Below are 23972 nucleotides of genomic sequence, written 5' to 3'. Positions count from 1 at the left end.
CCGTCGCGGCGGGTGGCCTTAACCGTCGATTCGGACCTCGGCGCTACCATCCTGCGCATGATCTCGACCAACTCGCTCAGCGCCTTCACCCCGGCCATCGGCCGGCCGGGCGATGCCCAGCCGGTCCGCGGCGTGCCGCCCGCCGCGCCGCTGCAGGCACGGGACGGCGGCACCGCGCCGCAGCGCCCCTTGGGCGCGGTGCCGGCGCAGCCGAGCCAGCCGCTGCCGCGCGGGTCGCTGCTGGACCTCCGGGTCTAACGACCCGGCCAGTACCAGACTCGGAAGAATGGATGGGGGGTTGGACGCACGCATCCAACGGAAGACCACCGTCTCCCCGACCCGGTCACGCTCCTCGGCCATGCCGTTGCCGCCCCGGCGCACCCCTTGCGTGCCCCCACGCCGCCGCGCATCGTCGGCCCATGCCCGACTTCATCCGCACCGTACCAACCGGCGACGACCGGGAGCGGCTGACCTGCCGGGATTGCGGCTTCGTCGCCTACGAGAATCCCAAGATCATCGTCGGCAGCGTGGTCTCGGTGGAGGGCCGCATCCTGCTCTGCCGCCGGGCGATCGAGCCGCGGCACGGCTTCTGGACCCTGCCGGCCGGCTACATGGAACTGGCCGAGACGGTGGAGGAAGGCGCCCGGCGCGAAGCCTGGGAGGAAGCCCGCGCCCGCATCGCCATCGAAGGCGTGCTGGCGATCTATTCCATCGCCCGGATCGGCCAGGTGCAGGTCATCTTCCGCGCCGGCCTGGCCGAGCCGGGCTTCGAGGCCGGGCCGGAAAGCCTGGAGGTGCGCTTGTTCGACTGGGACGAGATCCCCTGGGACCGGTTGGCCTTCCCCTCGGTGCACTGGTCGCTGCGGCAATGGCGGGCGATGCAGGGGCGGCCGCTCGGCGCCCCGGCGACGAACCCGGCCGATGATTCGCGCGGCACCTTGCCGCCGGGGCTTTGATGCGGCGGCGCGGGTGGCTGATCCTGCTGCTGATCGCGGCGGTTCCGGCGCTCGCCCAGGCGCAGTCCGCATCGCCACAACCCGGCAAGGGGGGGCGGAAGCCGCCGCCGCTGGACCTGCCCAAGCTGCCGGCCGTGCCGCCTTCGCTGAAATCCGGCCAGGCGGCGAATTCCAGCGTCGCGCCGGTGCCCGACCGGAGCAAGGAAGGCCCGCGGGTGGTCGAGCAGGACCGCGCGCGGATCAATCCCAGCATCATCAACCGCAACCTGCCGGGCCGCGGCCATGCCGAACAGGGCGCCCCGGACGTGCTGGAGGACAAGCTGTTCAAGCCTGCCCCGGGGGCGCGGCTGAAGGTGCCCTTCTCCTACTGAGCTGACAGGAAGGAAGGCCGGGGAGAAAGTATCCTCCCCAGACCCCTCGTCTCTTTCTCCGGGTCGGCACCCGCCATGTGGCGGGTGCCTCAACTCAGGCCGGGCCGCGCTGCGCCCGGCCGGGCGACCAGACGTCGTCGGGCGTGCTCCACAGCAGCGGGTCGGCCATGGCGGCGGCGAGCGCCGTGGTCACGGCGGCGAGGATCGCCTCGCCCTTCTCGGCCGTCGCGGCGCGCGGGTCGCCGCGGACGCCGGTGCGCGGCGCCCGCTCCTCGAAGGAGAAGAAACGCACGAAGCCGGCCGGCGGGTTGGGCGGCGGGTTCGAGATCGTCTCGGCGAGCTTGTCCTGCCGGACCTGCGCGGCATCCAGCGCCAGCCACAGCGCCGTCTCGCCCTCGCACGCGTGCTGGATGCCGGGCTGCGTCGTCAGGATCTTGCCGATCGCCGCCGGCGCCAGGTTGGGCCAGGTGGTGACGACGACGGGAATGCCGAATTCCACCGCCAGCTCGCGCGTGCTGACCGCCAGCGGGTCGATGTTGCCGCCATGGCCGTTGACGATCAGCAATTTCCTGAACCCGTCGGCCACCAGCGACCGCACCACGCAGCGTAGCACCGCATGGAAGGTGGCGTGGTCGAGCGTGATGGTGCCGCCGAAGGGCAGGTGGTGCTCGGACAGGCCCATCCACATCGGCGGCAGGACGGCCACCGGCAGGTCGGCCGCGGCGGCGCCGCGCAGCGCGATCTCATGCGCGCAGAGGCTGTCGGTCCAGACCGGCAGATGCGGCCCATGCTGTTCCAGGCTGCCGATCGGCAGCACCACCAGCGCGTCCCGCGCCGCCAGCGCCTTGAGCTCCGGCGCCGTCATGCGTTCCCAGCGGATCTCCGGCATCAGCCGCGCCCCATCGCGTAGAATTCGGCGTTCGGCCGCAACGCGGTGAAGTTGGCCATGCGGTTCGACATGCCGAAGAAGGCGCTGATCGCCGCGATGTCCCAGATGTCGTCGTCGGCGAAGCCGAGCTCGCGCAGCGCGGCGCTGTCGGCTTCGTCCACCACATTGGCCTCGCGGGTGATCTTGAGGGCGAATTCCAGCATCGCCTTCTGCTTCGGCGTGACGTCGGCCTTGCGGAAATTGGCGGCGATCTGGTCGGCGATCTGCGGGTTCTTGGCGCGGATGCGCAGGATCGCGCCATGCGCGACGACGCAATACTGGCACTGGTTGTAGGACGACACGGCGACCACGATCATCTCGCGCTCCGCCTTGGTCAGCCCGCCGGGCTTGTCCATCAGCGTGTCGTGGTAGGCCATGAAGGCGCGGAATTCCTCCGGCCGGTAGGCGAGCATCAGGAAGACGTTGGGGATGAAGCCCGACTTCTCCTGGACCTTCTCGATCCGGGCGCGGATGTCCTCGGGCATGTCGGACAGGCTGGGGACGGGGTAGCGGCTGACGGGGGCGGCGGTCATGGCGGGGTCTCCTCCGGGCCGGACCCTACGCGCCCCGGCGTGTCAGTCCAGCCCCATCAGGCCGCGGGCGAAATCCCGTGCCTCGAAAGGCCGCAGGTCGGCCGCCTTCTCGCCGACGCCGACGAAGTGCACCGGCAGGCCGAATTCCTGCGCCAGCGCCACCACCACGCCGCCCTTGGCGCTGCCGTCCAGCTTGGTGACGGCAAGGCCGGTGACGTCCACCATCTCGCCGAAGACCTTGCATTGCTGGATGGCGTTCTGGCCGGTGGTGGCGTCCAGCACCAGCAGCACGGAATGCGGCGCGGTCTCGTCCACCCGGCGGATGATGCGGACGACCTTGCGCAACTCCTCCATCAGCGCCGTCTTGTTGTGCAGCCGGCCGGCGGTATCCACCAGCAGCACCTGGGTGCCGTCCTCCCGCGCCGCCTTCAGCGCATCGAAGGCCAGGCCCGCGGCATCGGCGCCCTGCTTCGCCGGGACATGCACGCGGGCGCCGGTGCGCTCGCCCCAGATCTGCAACTGCTCGACCGCGGCGGCGCGGAAGGTGTCGCCGGCGACGAAGGCGCAGGCCAGGCCCTGCTCGCGGTACTGCTGGCCGAGCTTGGCGATGGTGGTGGTCTTGCCGGTGCCGTTGACGCCGACCACCAGCACCACGTGCGGCGCGTGGCCGACCTCGACCGGCATCGGCTGCGCGACGGGGCCGAGGATCGCGGCGATCTCCTCGGCCAGCGTCGTCTTCACCTCTTCGTCGGTGACCTCCTTGCCGAAACGGGTCTTGCGGAAGCCCTCGACGATGCGGCGGGAGGCGGCGACGCCGAGATCGGCGGTGATCAGCGTCTCCTCCAGCTCCTCCAGCGCTTCCTCGTCGAGCCGGCGTTTCTTGAACAGCGAGGTGACGCTGTCGGTCAGCTTGGCGGTGGAGCGCGACAGCCCGGCCCGGAGGCGGGAGAACCAGCCGCCCGCGGGGGCGGGCGGCTCCTCGGCGGGCGAGAGGGCGACGGGCTGTGCCGGCGCGGCAGGCGCCGGCTCCGCGGCGGCCTCGGCCTCGCGCAGCGCGGCCGCGTCGTCCTGCGGGCGTGGTTCGGCAGCGAGGTCGGGCTCCTGCCGCGCGGGCGCGGTGAAGGGCGGCGGCTCGGGCGGCAGCGGCGGGACGGGGATGTCGGGCGCGGCCACGGGCGGCGGCGTCGGCATCCCCTCCGGCGGGGCCGGCACCGGCGGCTGGCCGGGCGGCGGGGTCGGCGGCGCCTCGGCCGGGTCCGGCGTGCGGCCGCGCAGCCGGCTGACCCAATCGCGCAGCGCCATCAGGCGGCCTCCACCAGCAGGCCGTCCGGCGTGGCGCCAGTGACGCGCACCCGCCGCAGCTCGCCCGGCTCGGCGCTGCCGCCGGTCAGGCGGATCGGGGCGAAATGCGCGGTGTGGCCACGGTTGTTGCGCTCGAACAGCACCTGTTCCTCCTGGCCCAGCCGGGCGGCGTAGAAGCGCGCGGCGGCGGCCTGGCCCACCGCGCGCAGCCGCGCGGCGCGCGCCCGGCGCAGCGGCAGCGGCAGCTGCGGCATCCGGGCAGCCGGCGTGCCCGGCCGCTCGGAATAGGGAAAGACATGCAGGAAGCTGAGTTCCATCTCGTCCACCAGGTCGAGCGTCGCCTGGAATTGCGCCTCGGTCTCGGTCGGGAACCCGGCGATCAGGTCGGCGCCGAAGACCAGGTCGGGCCGCAGCGCGCGGGCGCGCCGCGCGAAGGCCAGGGCATCGGCGCGGCTGTGGCGGCGCTTCATCCGCTTCAGGATCAGGTCGGCGCCGTGCTGCAGGGACAGGTGCAGATGCGGCAGCAGCCGCGGCTCACCCTCGATCAGCCGCCAGAGATCGTCATCCACCTCGACCGGGTCGAGCGAGGAGAGCCGCAGCCGCGGCAATTCCGGCACCAGCGCCAGCAGCCGCCGGACCATCTGGCCGAGGCTCGGGGCGCCTGGCAGGTCGGGGCCGTAGCTGGTGATGTCGACTCCGCTCAGCACCACCTCGCGGTAGCCGCGCGCCACCAGCAGCCGCACCTGCGCGACGATGGCGCCGATGGGGACGCTGCGCGACGGGCCGCGGCCGAAGGGAATGACGCAGAAGGTGCAGCGATGGTCGCAGCCCTGCTGCACCTGGACGAAGGCGCGCGCCCGGCCGGCGAAATCGGTGACGAGGTGCGCCGCCGTCTCCGTCGCCGCCATGATGTCGGTGACCGGTGCCGGCGGGGCGTCGAGCGCCCAGCTTTCCGGTTTCAGCTTGTCGGCATTGCCGATCACGCGGGCGACGCCCGGCAGGGCGGCCCAGCGGTCGGGAGCAATCTGCGCGGCGCAGCCGGTGACGATGATGCGGGCTGCCGGGTTGTCGCGAATGGCGCCGCGGATCGCCTTGCGGGCGTGGCGCTCGGCCTCGGCGGTGACGGCGCAGGTATTGACCAGGATGGTGCCAGCGGCATGGCCGGCCTGCGCCGCCAGCGCGCGCATGCCCTCGGACTCGTAGGTGTTGAGCCGGCAGCCGAAGGTCAGGACCTCGATGGCGTCGGGCGACCGATCCACGCTCCGCGCCTCCGGCGCGCCGCGATCGGCATCGTCGGGCGACCGATTCACGCTCTGCGCCTCCGGCGCGCCGCGATCGGCAGCGTCGGGCGACCGATTCACGCTCGGCGCCTCCGGCGCGCTGCGATCGGGCGCCGTCACGCAGGATAGCCTTCGAGGTCGAGTTCGCCGGTGAAGGCGGTGGCGACCGGGCCGGTCATCAGCACATGCCCGTCCCCGCGCCATTCGATCACCAGGTCGCCGCCCGGCAGGGTGACGGTGGCGCGCCGCGCCGCCAGGCCGCGGCGCGCGGCATTGACCAGCGCGGCGCAGGCCCCCGACCCGCAGGCGAGCGTCAGCCCGGCGCCGCGTTCCCAGACCGCCAGGCGGAGATGGTCCGGCGCCAGCACCTGGACGAAGCCGATATTGGCGCGGTCGGGGAAGATCGCGTCGTGTTCCAGCGCCGGGCCGATCGTGGCGAGGTCCAGCGCCTCCAGCGCCGGCACGAAGAAGGTCGCGTGCGGGTTGCCCATGGAACAGGCCGCCGGGTCGGCGACGCCGGGCGCGGCCAGCGGCAGGTGCAGCGTGTCCATCGCGCGGGCCAGCGGGACATCGGCCCAGCCGAGCAGGGCCGGGCCCATATCCGCCCGCCAGAGCCCCCCGGCCAAGCGTTCCACCGGCAGGTCGCCGGCGATGGTGCGGACCACCACGCGCCCGGCACCGGTCTCAGTCGCGACCAAGGAGGCGATGCAGCGCGTCGCATTGCCGCAGGCCCCGGCCTCGGAGCCATCCGGGTTGCGGATGCGCATGAAGACGTCGGCGCCGCCGGTGCCGGGTTCCAGCAGGATGAACTGGTCGCAGCCGACCCCGAAGCGCCGGTCCGCGATGGCGGCGGCCCGGGCGGGGCTGATGGGCAGCGCGGCGTCGCGGGCATCCAGCACGACGAAGTCGTTGCCCAGGCCGTGCATCTTGCGGAAGGGGATCATGTCGGGCGCAGATATGCCCCGGCGGGGACGGCAATCCAAGCCTGCCCCGGCGCATGGGTGGGTGGCGCGCCCGGCCGGTGCCGCATCCGGCAGGAACCGGCTTGCCGCCGCTACCGCTTCAGCATCGACCCCAGCACCCCGCGCAGCACCGCATTGCCGATCTGCCGGCCCATGGAACTGCCGACGCTGCGGGCGGCGGATTTCGCCATGGATTCCAGCGCGCCCTCCCGCTTGCCGCCCGACCCGGTCAGCACGCTGCCCAGCACGTCCCCCCAGCCGCCGCCCTGGGCCGGCGGCGCCTGGCGGGAGGTCTGCGGGATGCGGGGGCTGCGCGGCGGCGGCGAGTCCGGCAGGGGGCGGGGCGGCAGCACGGCGCCGCCCCAGGGATTGTCGCTGCGGACCGGCGCCGGCGTGGCGGGCGCGGTGCCCCAGGGGCCGGAGGCGGGCGCGGCATGGGTGCGGCCGACCAGCCGCTCATAGGCGCTCTCGCGGTCCACCGCGGTATCGTAGTGGCCGGCCAGCGGGCTCTTCGCCATCAGCGCCTTCCGCTCTTCGGGCGTGACAGGTCCGATCCGGCCGCGCGGCGGGACGATGCGGGCCTGCTCCACCATGCTGGGCGAGCCATCGGCCTGCAGGGTGGAGACCAGCGCTTCCCCCACCGCCAGGTGGGTGATGGCGTCCTCGACCTTCAGCCTGGGGTTTGGGCGGAAGGTCTCGGCCGCGGCACGCACCGCCTTCTGCTCGGCCGGGGTATAGGCCCGCAGCGCGTGCTGCACACGGTTGCCGAGCTGGCCCAGCACCGTCCCCGGCAAATCCAGCGGGTTCTGGGTGACGAAATAGATCCCCACCCCCTTGGATCGGATCAGCCGGACCACCTGCTCGACCTTGTCGGTCAGGGCGCGGGGCGCGTCGCGGAACAGCAGGTGCGCCTCGTCGAAGAAGAAGACCAGCTTGGGCTTGTCCAGGTCGCCGACCTCGGGCAGTTCCTCGAACAGCTCCGACAGCAGCCAGAGCAGGAAGGTGGCGTAGAGCCGCGGGCTGTGGATCAGCTTGTCGGCGGCCAGCACGTTGACCGCGCCGCGGCCGTCGGGCGTCACCAGCATCAGGTGCTGCAGGGCGAGGGCGGGCTCCCCGAAGAACTGCTCCCCGCCCGCCTGTTCCAGCACCAGCAGGCGGCGCTGGATGGTGCCGATGGTGGTCTTGCTCACTTGGCCGTAATGGTCGCGCAGCTCCGCCGCCCGTTCCGCCACATGGCCGAGGATGGCGCGCAGGTCCTTGAAGTCGAGCAGCAGCAGCCCGTCGTCGTCGGCCAGCTTGAAGGCGATGTTGAGCACGCCCTCCTGGGTGTCGTTCAGCTCGAGCATGCGGGACAGCAGCAGCGGCCCCATCTCGGCCACCGTGGCCCGCAGCGGGTGGCCCTGCTGGCCGAAGACGTCCCAGAACACCACCGGGGAGGCCTCGTAGGCGAAATCCGCGACGCCGAGCTCGTGGGCGCGCTTCTCCAGCTTCGGGTTGGGCTTTCCCGCGGCGGCGATGCCGGAGAGGTCGCCCTTGATGTCGGCGCAGAAGACCGGGACCCCGGCGCGGGAGAAGCCTTCGGCCAGCGATTGCAGGGTCACGGTCTTGCCGGTGCCGGTGGCGCCGGCCACCAGCCCGTGCCGGTTGGCGCGGGAGAGGAGGAGTTCGCAGGGCTTGTCGCCCCGCCCGATCAGGATGTTGTCCGCCATGCCCGCCCCCGTGCTGCCGCGACGGAGCATATACGACCGACGGGTGCCGCTTGCATCCCGGCCGCCGCATGGCTATACGCCGCCCCTCTCCGCGCGCCGGTGCCTGTGTGGGCATGCCCGGCCGCGTCCCGCGTCCCCCCATCCGGGGTGGGCGCCTTCCCGACCGAGGAGGTCCCAAATGCCCAAGATGAAGACGAAGTCTTCTGTGAAGAAGCGCTTCAAGGTTACCGCCACCGGCAAGGTGCTCGCCGGCCCCGGCAAGAAGCGCCACTGCCTCTCCGCCCGTTCCACCAAGGTGAAGCGGCAGAACACCGGCACGCAGGTGCTGCGCCACCAGGACGGCCTCACTGTGATGCAGTGGGCTCCCTACGGCCTGGTTCGGTAAGGAGTAGCGCGCCATGGCACGTGTGAAGCGCGGCGTTACCGCCCACGCCCGTCACAAGAAGATCCTCAAGCTCGCCAAGGGCTATGTGGGTCGGTCGTCCACGAATTTCCGTCCCGCACTGCAGCGGGTCGAGAAGGCGCTGCAATACGCCTATCGCGACCGCCGCAACAAGAAGCGTGACTTCCGCGGCCTGTGGATCCAGCGGATCAACGCCGCCTGCCGCGAGCACGGGATGCCCTATTCCCACTTCATCGCCGGCATCAAGGCGGCGAACATCGACATCGACCGCAAGGTGATGGCGGCGATCGCCTTCGACGACCCGGCGAGCTTCGCGGCGCTGGTCGAGAAGGCCCGCGCTGCGCGTCCGGACCGTCACGCCCCCGCGGCGAAGGCCGCGTAAGGCAAAGGCCGGCCGTCCAGGCCGCCTGACACCCTCCCCTTCGGGGGCTGTTGCTGCGCAAAGGGCCGCTCCCACCAGGGTGCGGCCTTTTGTCCATCCGGGACCGGAGAGAATGAGCGAGACCAGCATGCCGGGCGGGGAATTCGCCGCCCTCGAGGCCGAGACCGCGGCACAGCTCGCCGCCGCCGCCGACCTGCGCGCCTGGGACGCGGTGCGCGTCGGCACGCTGGGAAAAAGCGGCACGCTGACCGGGCTGCTGAAGGGGCTCGGGACCGTCCCCGCCGAGCAGCGCAAGGAGCGCGGCGCTGCCCTGAACCGCCTGAAAGGCCGGCTGGAAGGGCTGATCGAGGCCCGCCGCGGCGCGCTGGAGGAAGCCGCGCTCGAGGCCCGGTTGCGGGCTGAGCGGATGGACGTCACCCTGCCGCCGCGGGCGCATGCGCCGGGCGGGGACGGCGGCATCCACCCGATCAGCCGGACCATGGAGGAGCTGGTCGCGCTGTTCGGCGCGCAGGGCTTCGCGGTGGCCGAGGGCCCGGACATCGAGAGCGACTGGCTGAACTTCTCCGCGCTCAATATCCCGGACCACCACCCGGCCCGGCAGGATCACGACACCTTCTACCTGCCCGCCGGCGCCGATGGCCGGCGGCCGGTGCTGCGGACGCATACCTCCCCGGTGCAGGCGCGCACCATGCTGACCCAGGCGCCGCCGATCCGCGTCATCGTCCCCGGCCGCACCTGGCGCGCCGACCACGACGCAACGCACAGCCCGATGTTCCACCAGGTCGAGGGCCTGGTGATCGACCGCGGCATCACCCTCGGCCACCTGAAGGGCTGCCTGATCGACTTCCTGCGCGCCTTCTTCGGCATATCCGACCTGCCGGTGCGCTTCCGCGCCAGCTACTTCCCCTTCACCGAGCCTTCGATGGAAGTCGACATCGGCTGGAACCGGAAGACCGGCGAGCTCGGCAAGGGCGGCGACTGGCTGGAGATCCTCGGCTCCGGCATGGTCCATCCGCGCGTGCTGGCCAATTGCGGCATCGACCCGCGGGAATGGCAGGGCTTCGCCTTCGGCATGGGGATCGAGCGCATCACCATGCTGAAACACGGCATGCCCGACCTGCGCCCCTTCTACGAAAGCGACGTCCGCTGGCTGCGCCACTGGGCGACCGACCCGCTCGCCCCGCCATCCCTGGCGGAGGGTATCTGAGATGAAATTCCCCCTCTCCTGGCTCAAGGCGCACCTGGAAACCGACGCGCCGCTGGCCGAGATCCTCGCGCTGCTCAACCGCATCGGGCTCGAGGTCGAGGGCGTCGAGGACCGCGGCGCCTCGCTCGCCGCCTTCCGCATCGCCCATGTCGTCTCGGCCGAGCAGCACCCGAATGCCGACCGGCTGCGGGCGCTGAAGGTCGACCCGGGCGACGGCCGCCTGCTCTCGGTGGTCTGCGGCGCGCCGAATGCGCGGGCCGGCATGAAGGGCGTGCTGGCGCTGCCCGGCGCCTTCATCCCGGGCACCGGCATCACGCTGAAGCTGGGCGAAATCCGCGGCGTGAAGTCGGAGGCGATGATGCTCTCGGCGCGCGAGATGGGCCTCGGTGACGATCACAGCGGCATCGTCGACCTGCCCGAGGACGCGCCGCTCGGCGAGAGCTACGTCAAGTATGCGGGCATGGACGACCCGGTGATCGAGATCAGCGTCACGCCGAACCGCGGCGACGCGCTCTCGGTCCATGGCGTGGCGCGCGACCTGGCCGCGGCCGGCCTCGGCCGGCTGAAGCCGCTGGTGCCGCCGACGTTCGCCACCACCTATCCCGCGCCGCTGCGCTGGGAGATCGCCGACCCGCGCGCCTGCGACTACGTGCTGGGCCGCGCCGTGCGCGGCGTGAGGAACGGCGCCTCCCCCGCCTGGATCCGCGACTGGCTGGTGGCGATCGGTCTGCGTCCGATCAACACGCTGGTCGACGTGACCAACCTGTTCACCTATGGCCTCGGCCGGCCGCTGCATGTCTTCGACGTGGCCAAGGTGCAGGGCACCACGCTGACCATGCGCATGGCGCGGGACGGCGAGAGCCTGGCCGCGCTGAACGGCAAGACCTACGCGCTGACGCCCGAGGACGGCATCATCGCCGATGCCACTGGCCCGGAGGCGCTGGGCGGCATCATCGGCGGCGCGCATTCCGGCTGCGACGAGGGCACCACCGAGGTCTTCATCGAATGCGCGATCTTCGACCCTGTCCGCATCGCGTTGTCCGGCCGGCGGCATGACGTGCGCACCGATGCCCGCGCAAGGTTCGAGCGCGGCGTCGATCAGGCGCTGCCGGCGCTCGCCCTCGACCTGGCGACTTCGCTGATCCAGGAGCTGTGCGGCGGCGAGGCGAGCGAGATCTCCGCCGCCGGCACGCCGCCGGCCTGGCAGCGCGACGCGACGCTGCGCTTCGCGCGGCTGGCCGGCCTCGGCGGCGCCGAGGTGCCGCCCGACGAGGCGGTTGGGATCCTCGAGCGCCTCGGCTTCACGATGCAGGCGCGCGATGCGGCGAGCGTCACGGTCGCGGTGCCGTCCTGGCGCAACGACATCGCGGCACGCGGTTCGCTGGACCAGGACCCGTCCATCCCGGCCGAGCGCGCCCGCGCCGCTGCCGAGGGCTGCGCCGCGGTCGAGCCCGAGGCCGACCTGGTGGAGGAGGTGCTGCGCATCCGCGGCCTCGACACCATTCCCGCCGTCTCGCTGCCCGTGGCGGGAATCGTCCCGCCGCCGGCGCTGACGCCGAAGCAGGTGCGCGCCGGGCTGGCGCGGCGCGTGCTGGTGGCGCGCGGCATGCTGGATTGCGTCAGCTTCGGCTTCCTCGAACGGAAATCGGCGGCGCTGTTCGGCGAGACCCCTGACGCCCTCAGGCTGGTCAACCCGATCGCCGCCGATCTCGACCAGATGCGCCCGACGCCGGTCGCCAGCCTGCTGCTGGCCGCCAGCCGCAACGCCGCGCGCGGCTGGCCGGACGTGGCGCTGTCGGAGTTGGGTGCCGCCTACCGCGACCCCTCCCCCGCCGGCCAGCTTCAGGTCGCCGCCGGCGTCCGCGCCGGGCACACGCCGCGGCATTGGGCGGAGGCCTCGCGCGCCGTGGATGCGATGGATGCCAAGGGCGATGCGCTGGCGGTGCTGGCCGCGCTCGGCGTGCCGATGGCGGCCGTGACGGTCACGCCGGACGCGCCCGGCTTCTACCATCCGGGCCGCAGCGGCGTGCTGCGGCAGGGGCCCAAGGTGGTGCTGGCGACCTTCGGCGAGATCCACCCGAAGGTCCGCGCCGCGCTCGACCTCTCCGGCCCGGCGGTGGGGTTCGAGGTCTTCCTCGACGCCATCCCCGAACCCAAGCGGCGGAAGAAGGGCGCGCCCGACCTGCCCGCCTTCCAGCCGCTGCGACGCGACTTCGCCTTCCTGGTGGACGAGGGCGTGACCGCCGAGGCGGTGCTGCGCGCCGCGCGCGGCGCCGACAAGGCGTTGGTCGCGGACGTCGCGCTGTTCGACCGCTATGCCGGCGACAAGCTGCCGGCGGGCAAGGTCAGCCTCGGCGTGCAGGTGACGCTGCAGCCGCGCGAGGCGACGCCGACCGATGCGCAGATCGAGGCGGTGGCGGAGAAGATCGTCGCCGCCGTCACCAAGGCGACGGGAGCTTCGCTGCGGGCGTAGCGAGCAGCGGGGGGAAGTATCCCCCCGCACCCCCTTCTATCCTTGTGGGCTTGCAGGTTCGGGCGGGAGGCCGCTTCATCCCGGCCGCGCCGCGGTCAGCCCGCCATCCACCACCAGATGCGTCGCCGTGATGTACTTCGCCTCGTCCGAGACGAAGAACAGCACCGCATGGGCGATGTCCCAGGCATCGCCCATCCGCCCGATCGGCACGCTGGCATGGCGCTTGGCCACCAGCGCCGCGGCGTCGTTGACGCCCATCTGCTTGGCCAGGCGGTGTTCCACCAGCGGCGTGTGCATCGTCCCCGGCACGACGCAATTCACCCGGATGCCCTTCCTGACGAAGGCGATCGCCGTGCTGCGGGTGAAGGCGATGACGCCGGCCTTCGACGCCGCATAGGCCACGTTGGTCCGGCCATCCACCTGGTGGCTCAGGCAGGCGACGGAAGACAGGTTCACCACCGCGCCGGCGCCCTGCCGCTCCATCACCGGCAACACGTATTTGCACCCCAGGAAGGCGGTCTTGAGGTTGTGGTCCATCTGGGCGTCCCAGACCTCCTCGCTCATCGTCACCGGGTCGCCGGGGGCGGAGCCGCCGACATTGTTGACCAGGATGTCGATGCGGCCGAACCGGGCCAGGCAATCCTCCACCGCCGCGGCGACCTCGGCCGCCACCGTCATGTTGACGGTGCGGGTGGCGCAGGCATTGCCTTCCGATTCGATGATCGCCGCGGTCTCGGCGACGGCGGCCGGGTTCAGGTCCACGCCATAGACCCTGGCACCCTGGCGGGCGAGCAGCACGGCAGTTGCCTTGCCGTTGCCCCAGCCCTCGCCGACCGACCCCGCGCCGGCGACGAAGGCGACCTTGCCGGTCAGATCGAGCATGTTCATTCCCCCAGACGGATGCGTCGCACGCCAGCAAGCCGCGCCGCAATCGCAGGGGTCAAGGGGGCGCGGCGCTGCTAGGACGGACCGGCGAAGGAGTGCGGGCATTTGGACGAGCGGGGCGGCTTCACCCGGCAGGGCGTGCGACGCGGGTTGCGCGCGGCGCTGGCCATCACCCTCGGCCTGTCGCCCTTCGGCCTGGTGGTGGGGATGACCTCCGACGGCGTCGGCCTGTCGCTCGCCGAGACCCTGCTGATGAGCGGCCTGGTCTTCGCCGGCACCAGCCAGCTCGTGGCCCTGCAGCTCTGGGCCGATCCGGCGCCGATCCTGGCCGCCACGCTCGCCTGCCTGGTGATCAACCTGCGCATGGCGCCGATGGGCGCGGCGCTGGCCCCGGTGCTGGACCGCACGCAGGGCATCCGGCGCTGGGGCACGCTGATGCTGCTGGTGGACAATTCCTTTGCCCTGGCCATCGCCGAGCTGCGCGCCGGGCGGCGCGATGCCGGCTACCTGTTCGGCGCCGGCTTCGGGATGTGGCTGAACTGGATGGCGATGGTCGCCATCGGCCATGTCTTCGGCGCGGCGCTGCGGCTGCCGGCGGGGCATCCGGTCTTCTTCGCCTCCTCCGCCGCGGTGCTCGCCCTGCTGGTGCAGCTCTGGCGCGGCCGGTCGGAATTGCAGCCCTGGATCCTGGCGGGCGCGGTGGCGCTGATGGTGCAGGGGCTTGGGCTCGACGCGCCCTGGCCGGTGCTGGCGGGGGCCTTCGCGGGTGCCGGCTTCGGTGCCTGGCGCGATGGAAAGGCCCGCGCATGAGCCTGCGCTGGGACGTCCTCGCCGCCATAATCGGCATGGCGCTGGCCAGCTACCTGTGCCGCGCCGGCGGCTATGCGGTGCTGCGGGTCACCCGGCCGCCGCCCTTCGTGCAGGCCATGCTGCAGCACCTGCCGGGCTGCATCTTCGTCGCCTTCCTGGCGCCGGCCTTCCTGCACGCCGGCTGGGCGACCTTCGCCGCCGGCGCGGTGGTGCTGCTGGTGCAGGCGCGCCTCCGCAAGCTGGCGCTGTCCATCCTGGCCGGGGTCGGCACCCTGGCGCTGCTGCGCTTCGCCGGCATCGAATGACGCGGCCAGATGGCCGAAGCGCCGCAGGCGCGGCGGGCTGAATCGGCCCGCGCGGTCCCTGGCCGCCTTCACCCGATCTCCACCTTTCCGCCCCATCCTGCCTCCCCTGGCAGGCGGAGGCAGGCGTGGCGGACAGCAACACGGCGCGGCGGGACGAGCTTTGTGCCGAGTGCCCGGCGCGCAGCGCGGCCGACCCGCTGACCGGCCTGGCCGACCGCCGGCAATTCCGCGAAAGGCTCGCCGCCGCCCTGGCCGCGCCGGACGCCGACGGCCCCGGCGTGCTGCTGATCGACCTCGACCGCTTCAAGGCGGTGAACGACGCGCTCGGCCATCCGGCCGGCGATGTGCTGCTGCAGGCGGCCGGGCGGCGGCTGCGCTCGGCGCTGCGGCCGGGGGACACCGCGGCGCGGCTGGGCGGCGACGAATTCGCCGTCCTGCTCGGCCGCCCCGATGGGCGGGAGGCGGTGGCCGCCGTCGCCGCGCGGCTGGTCGAGCTCCTCGCCCGCCCCTATGTCGTCCGCGGCCAGGTCGCCATGGTCGGCGCCAGCATCGGCGTCGCCCTGGCGCCCGGGGATGGCACCGACCCGGACACGCTGCTGTCCCGCGCCGACCTGGCTTTGTACCAGTCGAAGGGCCAGGGCCGCGGCCGCTTCAGCTTCTTCGCCCCCGAATTGCAGGCCCGCGCCGAAGCCCGCCGGGCGCTCGAACTCGGCCTGCGCGCCGCCCTCCCGCGCGGCGAATTCGCCCTGCACTACCAGCCGCAGCTCGACCTCGGCACGCAAAGCCTCTCGGGGTTCGAGGCCCTGCTGCGCTGGCACCGGCCGGGGATCGGCCTGGTCCCGCCCGGCGCATTCATCCCGCTGGCCGAGGAGATCGGGCTGATCGGCGGCATCGGCGCCTGGGTGCTGCGCACCGCTGCCGCCGAGGCGGCAGGCTGGCCGGCGCCGCTCTGCGTCGCGGTGAACGTCGCACCCCAGCAGTTCCAGGACGGCCGGCTGGTGGAGACGGTGCGGGAGGCGCTGGCCGCCGCCGCCCTGCCGGGGGACCGGCTGGAGCTGGAGATCACCGAAAGCGCCCTGCTGGAGGATGGCGGCTGGGGCACCATGGGCCAGCTGCAGGCACTGAAGGCGATGGGGGTGCGCATCTCGCTCGACGATTTCGGCACCGGCTATTCATCGCTCACCCAATTGCGCAGCTTCCCCTTCGACCGGGTCAAGATCGACCGCAGCTTCGCCGACGATGCCGCGGTGGTGCGGGCCGTCGCCGCGCTCGGCGCCAGCCTCGGGATGCGCACCACGGCCGAGGGCATCGAGACCGCGGCGCAGCTTGAACGCATCCGCGCCGAGGGCTGCACCGAGGCGCAGGGCTACTGGCTCGGCCGGCCGATGCCGGCCGGCGACCTGCCGGCGGTTATCCGCCGCTTCGGCGACCGCGGGGTGGGAGAGGCGGCATGAGCGAACCCGTGGCCCTGTTCCGGCTGGCCTATGCCAGCCGCAGCATAATCGATCCGGCGCGGGTACCGGTCGAGATCCCGCGCATCCTGGAGTCAGCGCGGCGCAGCAACGCGGCGCAAGACATCACCGGCGCGCTGCTGTTCGGCGCGGACGGCTTCGTACAGGTGCTGGAAGGCCCGGTCGCGGCGGTGGAGCAGACCTTCGAGCGCATCCAATGCGACCCGCGCCATGCCGGGGTGGCGGTGCTGGAAGCCGGCCCCGTCGGGCAGCGCGACTTCGACGGCTGGTCGATGGCCTTCGCCGGGCGGCAGCCGGACCTGCAGGTCGCGGCGCTCGGCCCGGCGCCGGACATCCTCGGCCTGCTGCAGGCGGCGCTGCGACGGATGGCGGGGCACCCGGTCCCCGCCCGGTCATCCGCCACTATGCCGCCTGGGCGGCATCCGGGTCGGGCGAACGGTCCGGGGCGCGTTCCACCATCACCATCGGCTGCGGCCGGGGGATGATGATGCCCTTCTCGGCGAATTGCATCTTGATGCGGCGGTTGAACTCCCGCACCACCGGCCAACGGGACGACGGCTCGGTCTTCACCCGGGCACGGATGGTCACGCCGTTGTCGGCCAGCTTGTCGACGCCCCAGACATCGATGTCGTCGCGGATCAGCGGCTTCCACTTGGCCTCGGCGCGGATCTCGGCGCCGATATCCTTCAGCGCCTGGACCACGTGGTCGGTGTCCTCGGTATAGGCCACTGTCACGTCCAGCACCGCGAAGGCGAAGTCGCGGGTCTGGTTGGTCACCGTCGTCACCGCGCTGAACGGGACGATATGCACGCTGCCATCGGTCGCCCGCAGCTTGATCGAGCGGATCGACAGGTTCTCCACCACACCGGTCAGCCCGCCGAGCGTCACCACGTCGCCGACCGCGACCGCGTCCTCCAGCAGCAGGAAGATGCCGGTGATGACGTCCCGCACCAGGGTCTGCGAGCCGAAGCCGATGGCCAGGCCCACCACGCCGGCGCCCGCCAGCAGCGGCGCCACGTTCAGCCCGAGCTGGGCCAGCGCGTTCAGCACGACCACCACGGTGATGACCGCGCCCAGCACGGTGCGCAGCATCGGCAGCAGGGTGCGGACGCGCGCGCTGCGGGCCGCCTGGGCATCGCGGGAAATGCGGGTCAGCCGGCGCTGGATGGCGGAATTCGCCACCTCCCAGACCACCAGCGCGATCACCAGGGTGGAAGCGATGGAGACCAGCGTGTCGACTAGCCGCCGCCCCAGCGTGCCCTGGCCGAACCAGTCGAGGCTGTCGAGCCCCCAGGTCTCCAGCAGCAGCACCACCGCGCCGGCGCCGAGCACCGCGGAGACGACGCTTTTCAGCATCGGCACGTATTGCGCCGCCCGCGCCGCTAGGCCGGGGAAGCGCTTGGCCATGTCCGGCCCCGGATTGAGCACCCGGTCCAGCGCCCAGACGATGCCCTCGTCCAGCGCCTTGGCGCCGCCGACGATGATCACGGTCAGCAGCGTGCCGACCAGCAGGTGGCGGATGCCGTCCTCCACCGCCAGCGCCCAGATGACCCAGGAGGCGACCAGCCAGAGGATGACCACGACGTGCCAGATCTCGGCCATCCGGTCGCGCGCGGCACGGAACATCAGGCGGGTGCCGGTCGCCGCCTCGCCGGCCGGCAGCGGGTCGGCCCGGAGGAAATCGGCCACCGCCGCCCGCTGCTGCAGCACGATGCGGGCCAGCAGCAGGGAGATCACCAGCAGGGTGAGGTTCAGGATGGCGTCATAGGCCGACCAGGGCAGGCCGAGCAGCAACCCGGCCTCGGCCAGGGTATAGCCGCCGACGCCCACCAGCATCAGCCGGCGCAGCCAGCGCGTGCCGGTGCGCGCCGAGGCGTCCGAGCAGGGGATCAACCGCAGGTGGTTGGAGGCCGGCGAGAGCAGCATGCGGGCCAGCGCGAAGGCCGTCCGCGCCGCCATGTAGGCATTCGCCGTCATCAGCCCGACCAGCCGGGTGGTCGGCAGCGGCTGCAGCAGGCCGAACAGCCCGTAGACCGCCAGGCCGAAGCCGGCGATCGGCAGCAGGTCCAGCAGCAGCCGGCCGAGCACCAGCGGCACCCGCTTCAACCAGGTCCAGGGCGTACCGTTCGGCGGCGGCGCCGCGGCGTCCAGCTTGCGTCGCGGCCGGGCGACGGCCCGCACCAGCACCGCCTCGGCCAGTAGCCCGAGCCCGAGCAGCAGCAGCAGCTTCCAGGCGGCGTCGGTCAGCCGGGTCTGCGCGACCGGGTCGCGCAGCAGGTTGGCGGTGGCCGACCACAGCGCCGGCAGGTCGGCGATCGAGCGAATCGAGACCAGCAACGAGTCCGAGATTCCTCCGACCCGGTCGGACAGGCCGGACAGCAGCTGGGCGCCCAGCGTATTGGGCGCGATCAGCGGGTCGGCCTCGGGCTTGGCCGGGGCGGCCTCGGCAGGGGCGGGCGCCGCCGGCGGCGCGGCGGGGACGGCGGCAGGCGGCGGCGCCGTCTCGGCGCCCTCGGCAGCCGGCGCGGTCTGCGGCCGCGGCACGGCGGCCTCGGGCGGCTTGCCGGGGTCGGCCGCGGGGTGGTGCACCCGGCTGGCCGCCGCCAGGGCTTCCAGCGTGCGGAGGAACTCGGCGCGCTTGGGGCCGTCCCGCAGCAGGGCGGTCACCCGGTCGAGATCGGCCTGGCTCAGCCCGTGCGCGGGCTGCGCCATGGCCGGCAGGGCGGCGGCGAGGAGGAGCAGGCAAAGCACCAGGCGGCGCAGCAGGGGGGTGAGGCTGAGGATGTTCATGTGCAGCGCAGCAACTCCATTGCGGCCCCGCCGGTCAAGCACGGCGTTGCCGCCGGTGCGATCCGGGCGGGGCGGGACGCCGCCGAAGATTCGACCGCTGAACGGCTTGCCGGCCCCGCCGCCGCCAGGTTCAACACCGCGTTGGCGCCCAGGCCCGGTTCGCGGCGGCCGCCGGCATTGCGGTTTCGTCCCGGGCGGCTAGATGGACGTGATGAAGACCATCCTCACCATCCTGGTCGGCGTGTCGATGCTGGCCACGCTCGGCGTGATGCTCACCGGCATGCTGGGCCTCGCCAAATCGGAGGGGAATGCCGAAAGGTCGAACCTCCTGATGCGCTGGCGGGTGGTGCTGCAGGGCGTCACGCTGGTGCTCTTCGCCCTGCTGCTGCTGGTGATGCGGCACTGAAACACCTGCGCCCAGGCGGCGTTTTGACAGCCCAAGCCGCGCCGCCCTATTTTGCGGTCGGTTTGCCCGGGGCGGTCGCACCCCGTGCCTTAGCAACGACCCGGGCCTCGCAGCGGGCCCCGGGGCCCAGCAACAACTGCGCAGGAAACGGCAGAGTCGATGAAACTCCTCGTCCCGGTCAAGCGGGTGGTCGACTACAACGTGAAGGTCCGCGTCAAGGCGGACGGCACGGGCGTCGAGACCGCCAACGTCAAGATGTCGATGAACCCCTTCGACGAGATCGCGGTCGAGGAAGCGGTGCGCCTGAAGGAAAAAGGCGCCGCGACCGAGATCATCGCGGTCTCCGCCGGCCCCACGGCCTGCCAGGAACAGCTGCGCACCGCGCTCGCCATGGGCGCCGACCGCGGCATCCTGATCGAGCATGATGGCGTGCTGGAACCGCTCGCGGTGGCCAAGCTGCTGAAGGCGGTCATCGCCAAGGAAAGCCCGGATCTCGTCATCCTCGGCAAGCAGGCGATCGATGACGACATGAACGCCACCGGCCAGATGCTGGCGGCGCTGATGGGCTGGCCGCAGGGCACCTATGCGTCGAAGGTCGAGGCCGCCGACGGCGGACTGACGGTGACGCGCGAGGTCGATGGCGGGCTCGAGCGCCTGCAGCTCAAGCTGCCGGCGATCGTGACGACCGACCTGCGGCTGAACGAGCCGCGCTATGCCTCGCTGCCGAACATCATGAAGGCGCGGAAGAAGCCGATCGAGACGGTGAAGCCGGCAGATCTCGGCGTCGACGTGACGCCGCGGCTGACCGTGCTGAAGGTCGAGGAGCCGCCGAAGCGCCAGGCCGGCAAGAAGGTCGGCTCGGTCGCCGAGCTGGTGGACAAGCTGCGCAACGAAGCGAAGGTGATCTGAGCATGGCGGTTCTCGTTCTCGTCGACCACGACGGCGCGACGGTCGCCCAGCCGACCCGCAGCGCCATCGCCGCCGCGCAGACGCTGGGTGAGGTGCATGCGCTGGTGCTCGGCCCGCAGGCCGTGGCCCAGGCCGCGACGCAGATCGCCGGCGTCGCCAAGGTGCTGCACTCCGACGCCGAGCTCTACGCCCATGGCCTGGCGGAGCCGACCGCGGCGTTGCTGGTCGGCATGGCGCCGGCCTATTCGCACCTGCTGGCGCCGGCCTCGGCCGCCGGCAAGAACGTCATGCCGCGCGTCGCGGCATTGCTCGACGTGCAGGTGCTGTCCGACATCGCCGGCGTGGTCGATGCCGACACCTTCGTCCGGCCGATCTATGCCGGCAACGCGCTGGCGACGGTGAAGTCGGCCGACGCGAAGAAGGTCATCACCGTCCGCGCCGCCAGCTTCGACCCGGTGGCGGCGTCCGGCGGCAGCGCGGCGATCGAGCCGGTGGCGACCGCCGAAGACCCCGGCCTGTCCACCTTCCTCGGCGCCGAGATCGTCAAGTCCGAGCGCCCCGAGCTGACCGCGGCGAAGATCGTCGTCTCGGGCGGCCGCGCCATGGGCAGCTCCGAGAATTTCCACATCATCGAGAGCGTCGCCGACCTGCTCGGCGCCGCCGTGGGCGCCAGCCGCGCCGCGGTCGATGCCGGCTATGCGCCGAACGACCACCAGGTCGGCCAGACCGGCAAGATCGTCGCCCCCGACCTCTACATCGCGGTCGGCATCTCCGGCGCCATCCAGCACCTGGCCGGCATGAAGGACAGCAAGGTCATCGTCGCCATCAACAAGGACGAGGAGGCGCCGATCTTCCAGGTGGCCGACTACGGCCTGGTCGGCGACCTGTTCAAGGTGATGCCGGAATTCCAGTCCGAGCTCGGCAAGAGGTAGATCGGCAAGGCTGCCGAAACGGGCCGCCGGGCGCTACAAGGCGCCCGGCGGCCTTTTTCATGAATGGGGACAGGTGATGGCAAACGTGGAGAAGCTCGGCGTCATCGGCGCCGGCCTGATGGGCAACGGCATCGCGCATGTGGCGGCGCTGGCCGGCATCCCGGTGGCGCTGGTCGATGTCAACCCGGCGGCGCTGGAGAAGGCGCTCGGCACCATCACCAAGAACCTCGAACGCCAGACCACCCGCGGCAACATCCCCGACGGCGCCAAGGAAGCGGCACTGGCCCGCATCACCACCGGCACCGACTTCGCGCTCTTCGCCGAGGCCGACCTGGTGATCGAGGCGGCGACCGAGAACGAGGAGATCAAGAAGAAGATCTTCGCCAGTCTCTGCCCGACGCTGAAGCCGGCGGCGATGATCGCCTCCAACACCTCCTCGATCCCGATCACCCGCCTGGGTGCCGCGACCGACCGGCCGGGCCGGTTCATCGGCATGCACTTCTTCAACCCGGTGCCGATGATGAAGCTGGTCGAGGTCATCCGCGGCCTGGCGACCGACGACGCCACTGCGGCCGCGGTCACGTCGCTGGCCGAGGCGATGGGCAAGACCGTGGTGGCGGCCGCCGACTATCCCGGCTTCGTCGTCAACCGCATCCTCTGCCCCATGCTGAACGAGGCGATCTTCGCGCTGATGGAGGGCGTCGGCGACGTGCGGTCGATCGACGAGGGCATGAAGCTCGGCGCCAACCACCCGATGGGGCCGCTGGAACTCTCCGACTTCGTCGGGCTGGACACGCTCTATTCCGTGCTGAAGGTGCTGCACGAGGGCCTGGGCGACCCGAAATACCGGCCCTGCCCGCTGCTGGCCAAGTATGTCGAGGCCGGCTGGCTCGGGCGGAAGTCGGGCAAGGGGTTCTACGACTACGCCACCACGCCGCCGACGCCGACGCGGTAGCAGGCCGGGGGAGAAGGTATTCTCCCCCGGACCCCCTTCATCTGTTTCCGGGAGTCGGCACCTGCCGCGCGGCAGGTGCCGGACCTACAAAAAGGAAGGGAGGGGTTTGGGCAGGTAACACTTTTCCCTCCACGGCCTTCCTTCCTGCCTGTCAGCCCTGCGCCTTCAGGAAGGCCAGCAGGTCGTTCAACTGCTGCTCGTTCTTCAGCCCGGGATAGGACATCGACCCGGCCGGAACCACCGCCTTGGGGTTGGCGATGTAGGCGCGCAGCGTCGCCTCGTCCCAGGCCAGGCCCCCCGCCGCCTTCTCCTTCAGGCTCGCCGAATAGCGGAAGCCCTCGGCCGTGCCTGCCTTGCGGCCGACCACGGCGTGCAGGTTGGGACCGACGCCGTTCTTCCCGCCCGCCTCGATGCTGTGGCAGGCGCGGCACTGGTTGAAGACCCGCTTGCCGGCCTCGGCATCCTGGGCGGCCGCGGGAAGGGCGGCGCCAAGCGCCATGGCAAGCACATAGGGGGCGATGCGGTTCATGCTGCGTCTCCGGCCGTTGGGGCTCGCGCTTCGAATGAGAGCGCCTCCGCGATCCGTCAACCCCAGGGGTTGCGCACCCCGCTGCGCAACCGGGTGGGGGCCGCCCCCCACGGCCCGCCCGCCACGGGCGCCGGCGGGGCCATGGCCAGCAGCCGGCGGATGCGCTCCTCGGTCGGCGGGTGGGTGGTGAACAGGCCGTCCAGCCGCAGCCCGGACAGCGGGTTGACGATGAACATATGGGCGCTGGCCGGATGGGCCTCGGCGGTCGGGTTGACGATGCCCTGCTTCAGGCGCTCCAGCTTCGCCAGGCCGCTGGCCAAGCCGCGCGGGTCGCCGCTGATCTCGGCGCCCAGCCGGTCGGCCTCGTATTCACGGGAGCGGCTGATCGCCATCTGCACCAGCATGGCGGCGATCGGCCCGACCACCATCAGCAGGATGGCGCCGATCGGGCCGAAGGGGTTGCGCCGGCCGTCTTCCGACCGGCCGCCGAACAGGAAGCCGAACTGCGCCAGCATGCCGATCGCCCCCGCCAGGGTCGCTGTGATGGTCATCAGCAGCGTGTCGCGGTGCTTGATGTGCGCCAGCTCGTGCGCGACCACGCCCGCCACCTCCTCCTCGCTCATGAGGTCGAGCAGGCCGGTGTTCACCGCCACCGCGGCATTCGCCGGGTTGCGCCCGGTGGCGAAGGCGTTCGGCTGGTCCTCGTGGATCACGTACAGCGCCGGCATCGGCAGCCCGGCGCGGCGGGCCAGTTGCTCCACCATGGCAAACAGGCGCGGCGCCTCGGACGGGGTGATCGGCTGGGCATTGTGCATCGACAGCACCACCCGGTCGCTGTTCCACCAGGCCCAGAGATTGGTGCCGCAGGCGACCAGGAAAGCCATCACCATCCCCTGCTGGCCGCCCAGCGCCCAGCCGATGCCGATGAACAGCGCGGTGAGGCCCGCGAGCAGGATCGCCGTGCGGAAATAGCCTGCCATGTCCCGTCCTTTCCCCGATCGGCGGAATTTCCGCGCAGCCGCGCGCCGAAGCCGGCGTTGGGGGTAGCGCGAAACCGCCCCGGGACCCCAGATGATGATCATGACCCAGACCCGACAAGGGGCGGCAAGCGCCGTTCCCGCTGCCTTCCAGGCCCAGGTGCCGATCTCGCCCGACATGCCGCCGAGCCCGGTGCCGCCCAGCCCGCCGCCGCCGCCAGGCCCCGACCTGCCGGAGGCCCCGGTGGAGGAGCCGACCGGGCCGGACGTGCCGCTGCCCGGCGATCCCGGCCCGACCCCGGCCGGCGACCCGCCGAGCGATGCGCCGGTGCGGATGCGGCCCTTGCCGCCCGAGGTCGGCGGCCCGGCCGGACCGGAGCCGACCCGTTACGGCGACTGGGAGCGCAAGGGCCGGGTCAGCGATTTCTGAACCGCGACTCGGGCGCGGCTCGCAACAGCCCCCGAGTCGCAACGGGACCGGAGCGGGAACGAGCTT

Annotated in this window: 26 protein-coding genes; 16 read left to right on the top strand and 10 right to left on the bottom strand. The window is 72.1% G+C overall.

The genetic code is table 11. The features are described from left to right. The first annotated feature begins 57 nt into the window (after positions 1 to 57). From ACFQS7_RS15140 to ACFQS7_RS15130, 3 genes are all read left to right on the top strand, one after another. Positions 58 to 258 (top strand): hypothetical protein, encoded by a 201-nt coding sequence (locus tag ACFQS7_RS15140; RefSeq protein WP_380067921.1) that lies wholly within the window; start codon positions 58 to 60, stop codon positions 256 to 258. Between the two features lie 161 nt (positions 259 to 419). Next, complete coding sequence (locus tag ACFQS7_RS15135) at positions 420 to 956, top strand: NUDIX domain-containing protein (protein ID WP_380067920.1); 537 nt, start codon at positions 420 to 422, stop codon at positions 954 to 956. Next, positions 956 to 1327, top strand: a complete 372-nt coding sequence (locus tag ACFQS7_RS15130) for a hypothetical protein (RefSeq protein ID WP_380067919.1) — start codon at positions 956 to 958, stop codon at positions 1325 to 1327. The genes ACFQS7_RS15135 and ACFQS7_RS15130 overlap by 1 nt, the downstream gene beginning before the upstream one ends. Before the next feature lie 94 nt (positions 1328 to 1421). Here the strand turns inward: ACFQS7_RS15130 and ACFQS7_RS15125 are convergent, their stop codons facing one another. From ACFQS7_RS15125 to ACFQS7_RS15100, 6 genes are all read right to left on the bottom strand, one after another. Continuing rightward, complete coding sequence (locus ACFQS7_RS15125) at positions 1422 to 2216, bottom strand: creatininase family protein (RefSeq protein WP_380067918.1); 795 nt, start codon at positions 2214 to 2216, stop codon at positions 1422 to 1424. Beyond that, complete coding sequence (locus ACFQS7_RS15120) at positions 2216 to 2788, bottom strand: peroxidase-related enzyme (protein WP_380067917.1); 573 nt, start codon at positions 2786 to 2788, stop codon at positions 2216 to 2218. Before ACFQS7_RS15120 ends, ACFQS7_RS15125 begins: the two co-directional genes overlap by 1 nt. A 42-nt stretch (positions 2789 to 2830) precedes the next feature. Beyond that, complete coding sequence (ftsY, locus tag ACFQS7_RS15115; protein WP_380067916.1) at positions 2831 to 4090, bottom strand: signal recognition particle-docking protein FtsY; 1260 nt, start codon at positions 4088 to 4090, stop codon at positions 2831 to 2833. Next, positions 4090 to 5349, bottom strand: a complete 1260-nt coding sequence (gene mtaB, locus ACFQS7_RS15110; RefSeq protein ID WP_380068024.1) for a tRNA (N(6)-L-threonylcarbamoyladenosine(37)-C(2))-methylthiotransferase MtaB — start codon at positions 5347 to 5349, stop codon at positions 4090 to 4092. The genes ftsY and mtaB overlap by 1 nt, the downstream gene beginning before the upstream one ends. 137 nt (positions 5350 to 5486) lie before the next feature. Then, positions 5487 to 6314: a diaminopimelate epimerase gene (gene dapF, locus ACFQS7_RS15105; protein ID WP_380067915.1), complete on the bottom strand. Its 828-nt coding sequence runs from the start codon at positions 6312 to 6314 to the stop codon at positions 5487 to 5489. 110 nt (positions 6315 to 6424) lie between these two features. Then, positions 6425 to 8041 carry a helicase HerA-like domain-containing protein gene (locus ACFQS7_RS15100; protein WP_380067914.1) on the bottom strand — a complete coding sequence of 539 codons (1617 nt, stop codon included), beginning with the start codon at positions 8039 to 8041 and terminating at the stop codon, positions 6425 to 6427. Between the two features lie 178 nt (positions 8042 to 8219). On the opposite strand from ACFQS7_RS15100, the gene rpmI reads away from it, so the two are divergent. The 4 genes from rpmI to pheT all read left to right on the top strand — a co-directional run bounded on the left by rpmI (position 8220) and on the right by pheT (position 12506). Then, the gene (gene rpmI / locus ACFQS7_RS15095) at positions 8220 to 8426 is read left to right on the top strand and encodes a 50S ribosomal protein L35 (protein ID WP_380067913.1); all 207 of its coding nucleotides are present in this window, start codon (positions 8220 to 8222) and stop codon (positions 8424 to 8426) included. 13 nt (positions 8427 to 8439) lie between these two features. Then, entirely contained in the window at positions 8440 to 8826 is a 387-nt protein-coding gene (gene rplT, locus ACFQS7_RS15090) for a 50S ribosomal protein L20 (RefSeq protein WP_380067912.1), read from the top strand. A 112-nt stretch (positions 8827 to 8938) separates the two neighbouring features. Beyond that, positions 8939 to 10033: a phenylalanine--tRNA ligase subunit alpha gene (gene pheS / locus ACFQS7_RS15085; RefSeq protein ID WP_380067911.1), complete on the top strand. Its 1095-nt coding sequence runs from the start codon at positions 8939 to 8941 to the stop codon at positions 10031 to 10033. 1 nt (position 10034) lies between these two features. Beyond that, positions 10035 to 12506, top strand: a complete 2472-nt coding sequence (gene pheT, locus ACFQS7_RS15080; protein WP_380067910.1) for a phenylalanine--tRNA ligase subunit beta — start codon at positions 10035 to 10037, stop codon at positions 12504 to 12506. A gap of 75 nt (positions 12507 to 12581) precedes the next feature. On the opposite strand, the gene ACFQS7_RS15075 is transcribed toward pheT, so the two are convergent. Continuing rightward, a complete protein-coding gene (locus ACFQS7_RS15075) occupies positions 12582 to 13394 on the bottom strand; it encodes an SDR family NAD(P)-dependent oxidoreductase (protein WP_380067909.1) in 813 nt (270 codons plus the stop codon). 102 nt (positions 13395 to 13496) lie between these two features. Between ACFQS7_RS15075 and ACFQS7_RS15070 the strand changes: the two genes are divergently transcribed. From ACFQS7_RS15070 to ACFQS7_RS15055, 4 genes are all read left to right on the top strand, one after another. Next, positions 13497 to 14201: an AzlC family ABC transporter permease gene (locus ACFQS7_RS15070; RefSeq protein WP_380067908.1), complete on the top strand. Its 705-nt coding sequence runs from the start codon at positions 13497 to 13499 to the stop codon at positions 14199 to 14201. Beyond that, complete coding sequence (locus ACFQS7_RS15065; RefSeq protein WP_380067907.1) at positions 14198 to 14506, top strand: AzlD family protein; 309 nt, start codon at positions 14198 to 14200, stop codon at positions 14504 to 14506. The genes ACFQS7_RS15070 and ACFQS7_RS15065 overlap by 4 nt, the downstream gene beginning before the upstream one ends. Before the next feature lie 125 nt (positions 14507 to 14631). After that, positions 14632 to 15960 (top strand): putative bifunctional diguanylate cyclase/phosphodiesterase, encoded by a 1329-nt coding sequence (locus ACFQS7_RS15060; protein ID WP_380067906.1) that lies wholly within the window; start codon positions 14632 to 14634, stop codon positions 15958 to 15960. After that, the gene (locus tag ACFQS7_RS15055; RefSeq protein ID WP_380067905.1) at positions 15957 to 16463 is read left to right on the top strand and encodes a BLUF domain-containing protein; all 507 of its coding nucleotides are present in this window, start codon (positions 15957 to 15959) and stop codon (positions 16461 to 16463) included. Before ACFQS7_RS15060 ends, ACFQS7_RS15055 begins: the two co-directional genes overlap by 4 nt. Here the strand turns inward: ACFQS7_RS15055 and ACFQS7_RS15050 are convergent. Further along, positions 16381 to 18768 carry a mechanosensitive ion channel family protein gene (locus tag ACFQS7_RS15050; RefSeq protein ID WP_380067904.1) on the bottom strand — a complete coding sequence of 796 codons (2388 nt, stop codon included), beginning with the start codon at positions 18766 to 18768 and terminating at the stop codon, positions 16381 to 16383. The genes ACFQS7_RS15055 and ACFQS7_RS15050 overlap by 83 nt on opposite strands. A 211-nt stretch (positions 18769 to 18979) precedes the next feature. On the opposite strand from ACFQS7_RS15050, the gene ACFQS7_RS15045 reads away from it, so the two are divergent. The 4 genes from ACFQS7_RS15045 to ACFQS7_RS15030 all read left to right on the top strand — a co-directional run bounded on the left by ACFQS7_RS15045 (position 18980) and on the right by ACFQS7_RS15030 (position 21970). Then, positions 18980 to 19174, top strand: coding sequence for a twin transmembrane helix small protein (locus tag ACFQS7_RS15045; protein ID WP_380067903.1), 195 nt, complete (start codon positions 18980 to 18982; stop codon positions 19172 to 19174). Positions 19175 to 19333: 159 nt separating this feature from the next. Then, positions 19334 to 20083: an electron transfer flavoprotein subunit beta/FixA family protein gene (locus ACFQS7_RS15040; RefSeq protein ID WP_380067902.1), complete on the top strand. Its 750-nt coding sequence runs from the start codon at positions 19334 to 19336 to the stop codon at positions 20081 to 20083. Positions 20084 to 20085: 2 nt separating this feature from the next. After that, positions 20086 to 21015, top strand: coding sequence for an electron transfer flavoprotein subunit alpha/FixB family protein (locus ACFQS7_RS15035; RefSeq protein WP_380067901.1), 930 nt, complete (start codon positions 20086 to 20088; stop codon positions 21013 to 21015). 76 nt (positions 21016 to 21091) lie between these two features. Next, the gene (locus ACFQS7_RS15030) at positions 21092 to 21970 is read left to right on the top strand and encodes a 3-hydroxybutyryl-CoA dehydrogenase (RefSeq protein ID WP_380067900.1); all 879 of its coding nucleotides are present in this window, start codon (positions 21092 to 21094) and stop codon (positions 21968 to 21970) included. A gap of 151 nt (positions 21971 to 22121) precedes the next feature. Here ACFQS7_RS15030 and ACFQS7_RS15025 read toward each other — a convergent pair whose 3' ends face one another. Both ACFQS7_RS15025 and htpX read right to left on the bottom strand, forming a co-directional pair. Next, positions 22122 to 22499, bottom strand: coding sequence for a c-type cytochrome (locus tag ACFQS7_RS15025; protein WP_380067899.1), 378 nt, complete (start codon positions 22497 to 22499; stop codon positions 22122 to 22124). A 56-nt stretch (positions 22500 to 22555) separates the two neighbouring features. Next, entirely contained in the window at positions 22556 to 23479 is a 924-nt protein-coding gene (gene htpX, locus ACFQS7_RS15020) for a zinc metalloprotease HtpX (protein WP_380067898.1), read from the bottom strand. Between the two features lie 100 nt (positions 23480 to 23579). On the opposite strand from htpX, the gene ACFQS7_RS15015 reads away from it, so the two are divergent. Continuing rightward, positions 23580 to 23906: a DUF1674 domain-containing protein gene (locus tag ACFQS7_RS15015; RefSeq protein ID WP_380067897.1), complete on the top strand. Its 327-nt coding sequence runs from the start codon at positions 23580 to 23582 to the stop codon at positions 23904 to 23906. Positions 23907 to 23972: the final 66 nt, after the last annotated feature.

This window comes from Dankookia sp. GCM10030260, from assembly GCF_042666655.1.
Taxonomy (GTDB): Bacteria; Pseudomonadota; Alphaproteobacteria; order Acetobacterales; family Acetobacteraceae; genus Paracraurococcus.
Note: the sequence above shows the minus strand (reverse complement) of the source record. Positions and strands in the feature narration are given on the sequence as shown.

Coding starts and splice junctions, on each gene's coding strand:
- ACFQS7_RS15135 (WP_380067920.1), top strand. CDS start 420: ATGCCCGACTTCATCCGCACCGTACCAACCGGCGACGACCGGGAGCGG.
- rpmI (WP_380067913.1), top strand. CDS start 8,220: ATGCCCAAGATGAAGACGAAGTCTTCTGTGAAGAAGCGCTTCAAGGTT.
- ACFQS7_RS15140 (WP_380067921.1), top strand. CDS start 58: ATGATCTCGACCAACTCGCTCAGCGCCTTCACCCCGGCCATCGGCCGG.
- ACFQS7_RS15025 (WP_380067899.1), bottom strand. CDS start 22,499: ATGAACCGCATCGCCCCCTATGTGCTTGCCATGGCGCTTGGCGCCGCC.
- ACFQS7_RS15065 (WP_380067907.1), top strand. CDS start 14,198: ATGAGCCTGCGCTGGGACGTCCTCGCCGCCATAATCGGCATGGCGCTG.
- ACFQS7_RS15050 (WP_380067904.1), bottom strand. CDS start 18,768: ATGAACATCCTCAGCCTCACCCCCCTGCTGCGCCGCCTGGTGCTTTGC.
- ACFQS7_RS15120 (WP_380067917.1), bottom strand. CDS start 2,788: ATGACCGCCGCCCCCGTCAGCCGCTACCCCGTCCCCAGCCTGTCCGAC.
- ACFQS7_RS15030 (WP_380067900.1), top strand. CDS start 21,092: ATGGCAAACGTGGAGAAGCTCGGCGTCATCGGCGCCGGCCTGATGGGC.
- ACFQS7_RS15100 (WP_380067914.1), bottom strand. CDS start 8,041: ATGGCGGACAACATCCTGATCGGGCGGGGCGACAAGCCCTGCGAACTC.
- ftsY (WP_380067916.1), bottom strand. CDS start 4,090: ATGGCGCTGCGCGATTGGGTCAGCCGGCTGCGCGGCCGCACGCCGGAC.
- ACFQS7_RS15125 (WP_380067918.1), bottom strand. CDS start 2,216: ATGCCGGAGATCCGCTGGGAACGCATGACGGCGCCGGAGCTCAAGGCG.
- ACFQS7_RS15040 (WP_380067902.1), top strand. CDS start 19,334: ATGAAACTCCTCGTCCCGGTCAAGCGGGTGGTCGACTACAACGTGAAG.
- pheS (WP_380067911.1), top strand. CDS start 8,939: ATGAGCGAGACCAGCATGCCGGGCGGGGAATTCGCCGCCCTCGAGGCC.
- dapF (WP_380067915.1), bottom strand. CDS start 6,314: ATGATCCCCTTCCGCAAGATGCACGGCCTGGGCAACGACTTCGTCGTG.
- ACFQS7_RS15035 (WP_380067901.1), top strand. CDS start 20,086: ATGGCGGTTCTCGTTCTCGTCGACCACGACGGCGCGACGGTCGCCCAG.
- pheT (WP_380067910.1), top strand. CDS start 10,035: ATGAAATTCCCCCTCTCCTGGCTCAAGGCGCACCTGGAAACCGACGCG.
- rplT (WP_380067912.1), top strand. CDS start 8,440: ATGGCACGTGTGAAGCGCGGCGTTACCGCCCACGCCCGTCACAAGAAG.
- ACFQS7_RS15015 (WP_380067897.1), top strand. CDS start 23,580: ATGACCCAGACCCGACAAGGGGCGGCAAGCGCCGTTCCCGCTGCCTTC.
- ACFQS7_RS15075 (WP_380067909.1), bottom strand. CDS start 13,394: ATGAACATGCTCGATCTGACCGGCAAGGTCGCCTTCGTCGCCGGCGCG.
- htpX (WP_380067898.1), bottom strand. CDS start 23,479: ATGGCAGGCTATTTCCGCACGGCGATCCTGCTCGCGGGCCTCACCGCG.
- ACFQS7_RS15130 (WP_380067919.1), top strand. CDS start 956: ATGCGGCGGCGCGGGTGGCTGATCCTGCTGCTGATCGCGGCGGTTCCG.
- ACFQS7_RS15055 (WP_380067905.1), top strand. CDS start 15,957: ATGAGCGAACCCGTGGCCCTGTTCCGGCTGGCCTATGCCAGCCGCAGC.
- ACFQS7_RS15045 (WP_380067903.1), top strand. CDS start 18,980: ATGAAGACCATCCTCACCATCCTGGTCGGCGTGTCGATGCTGGCCACG.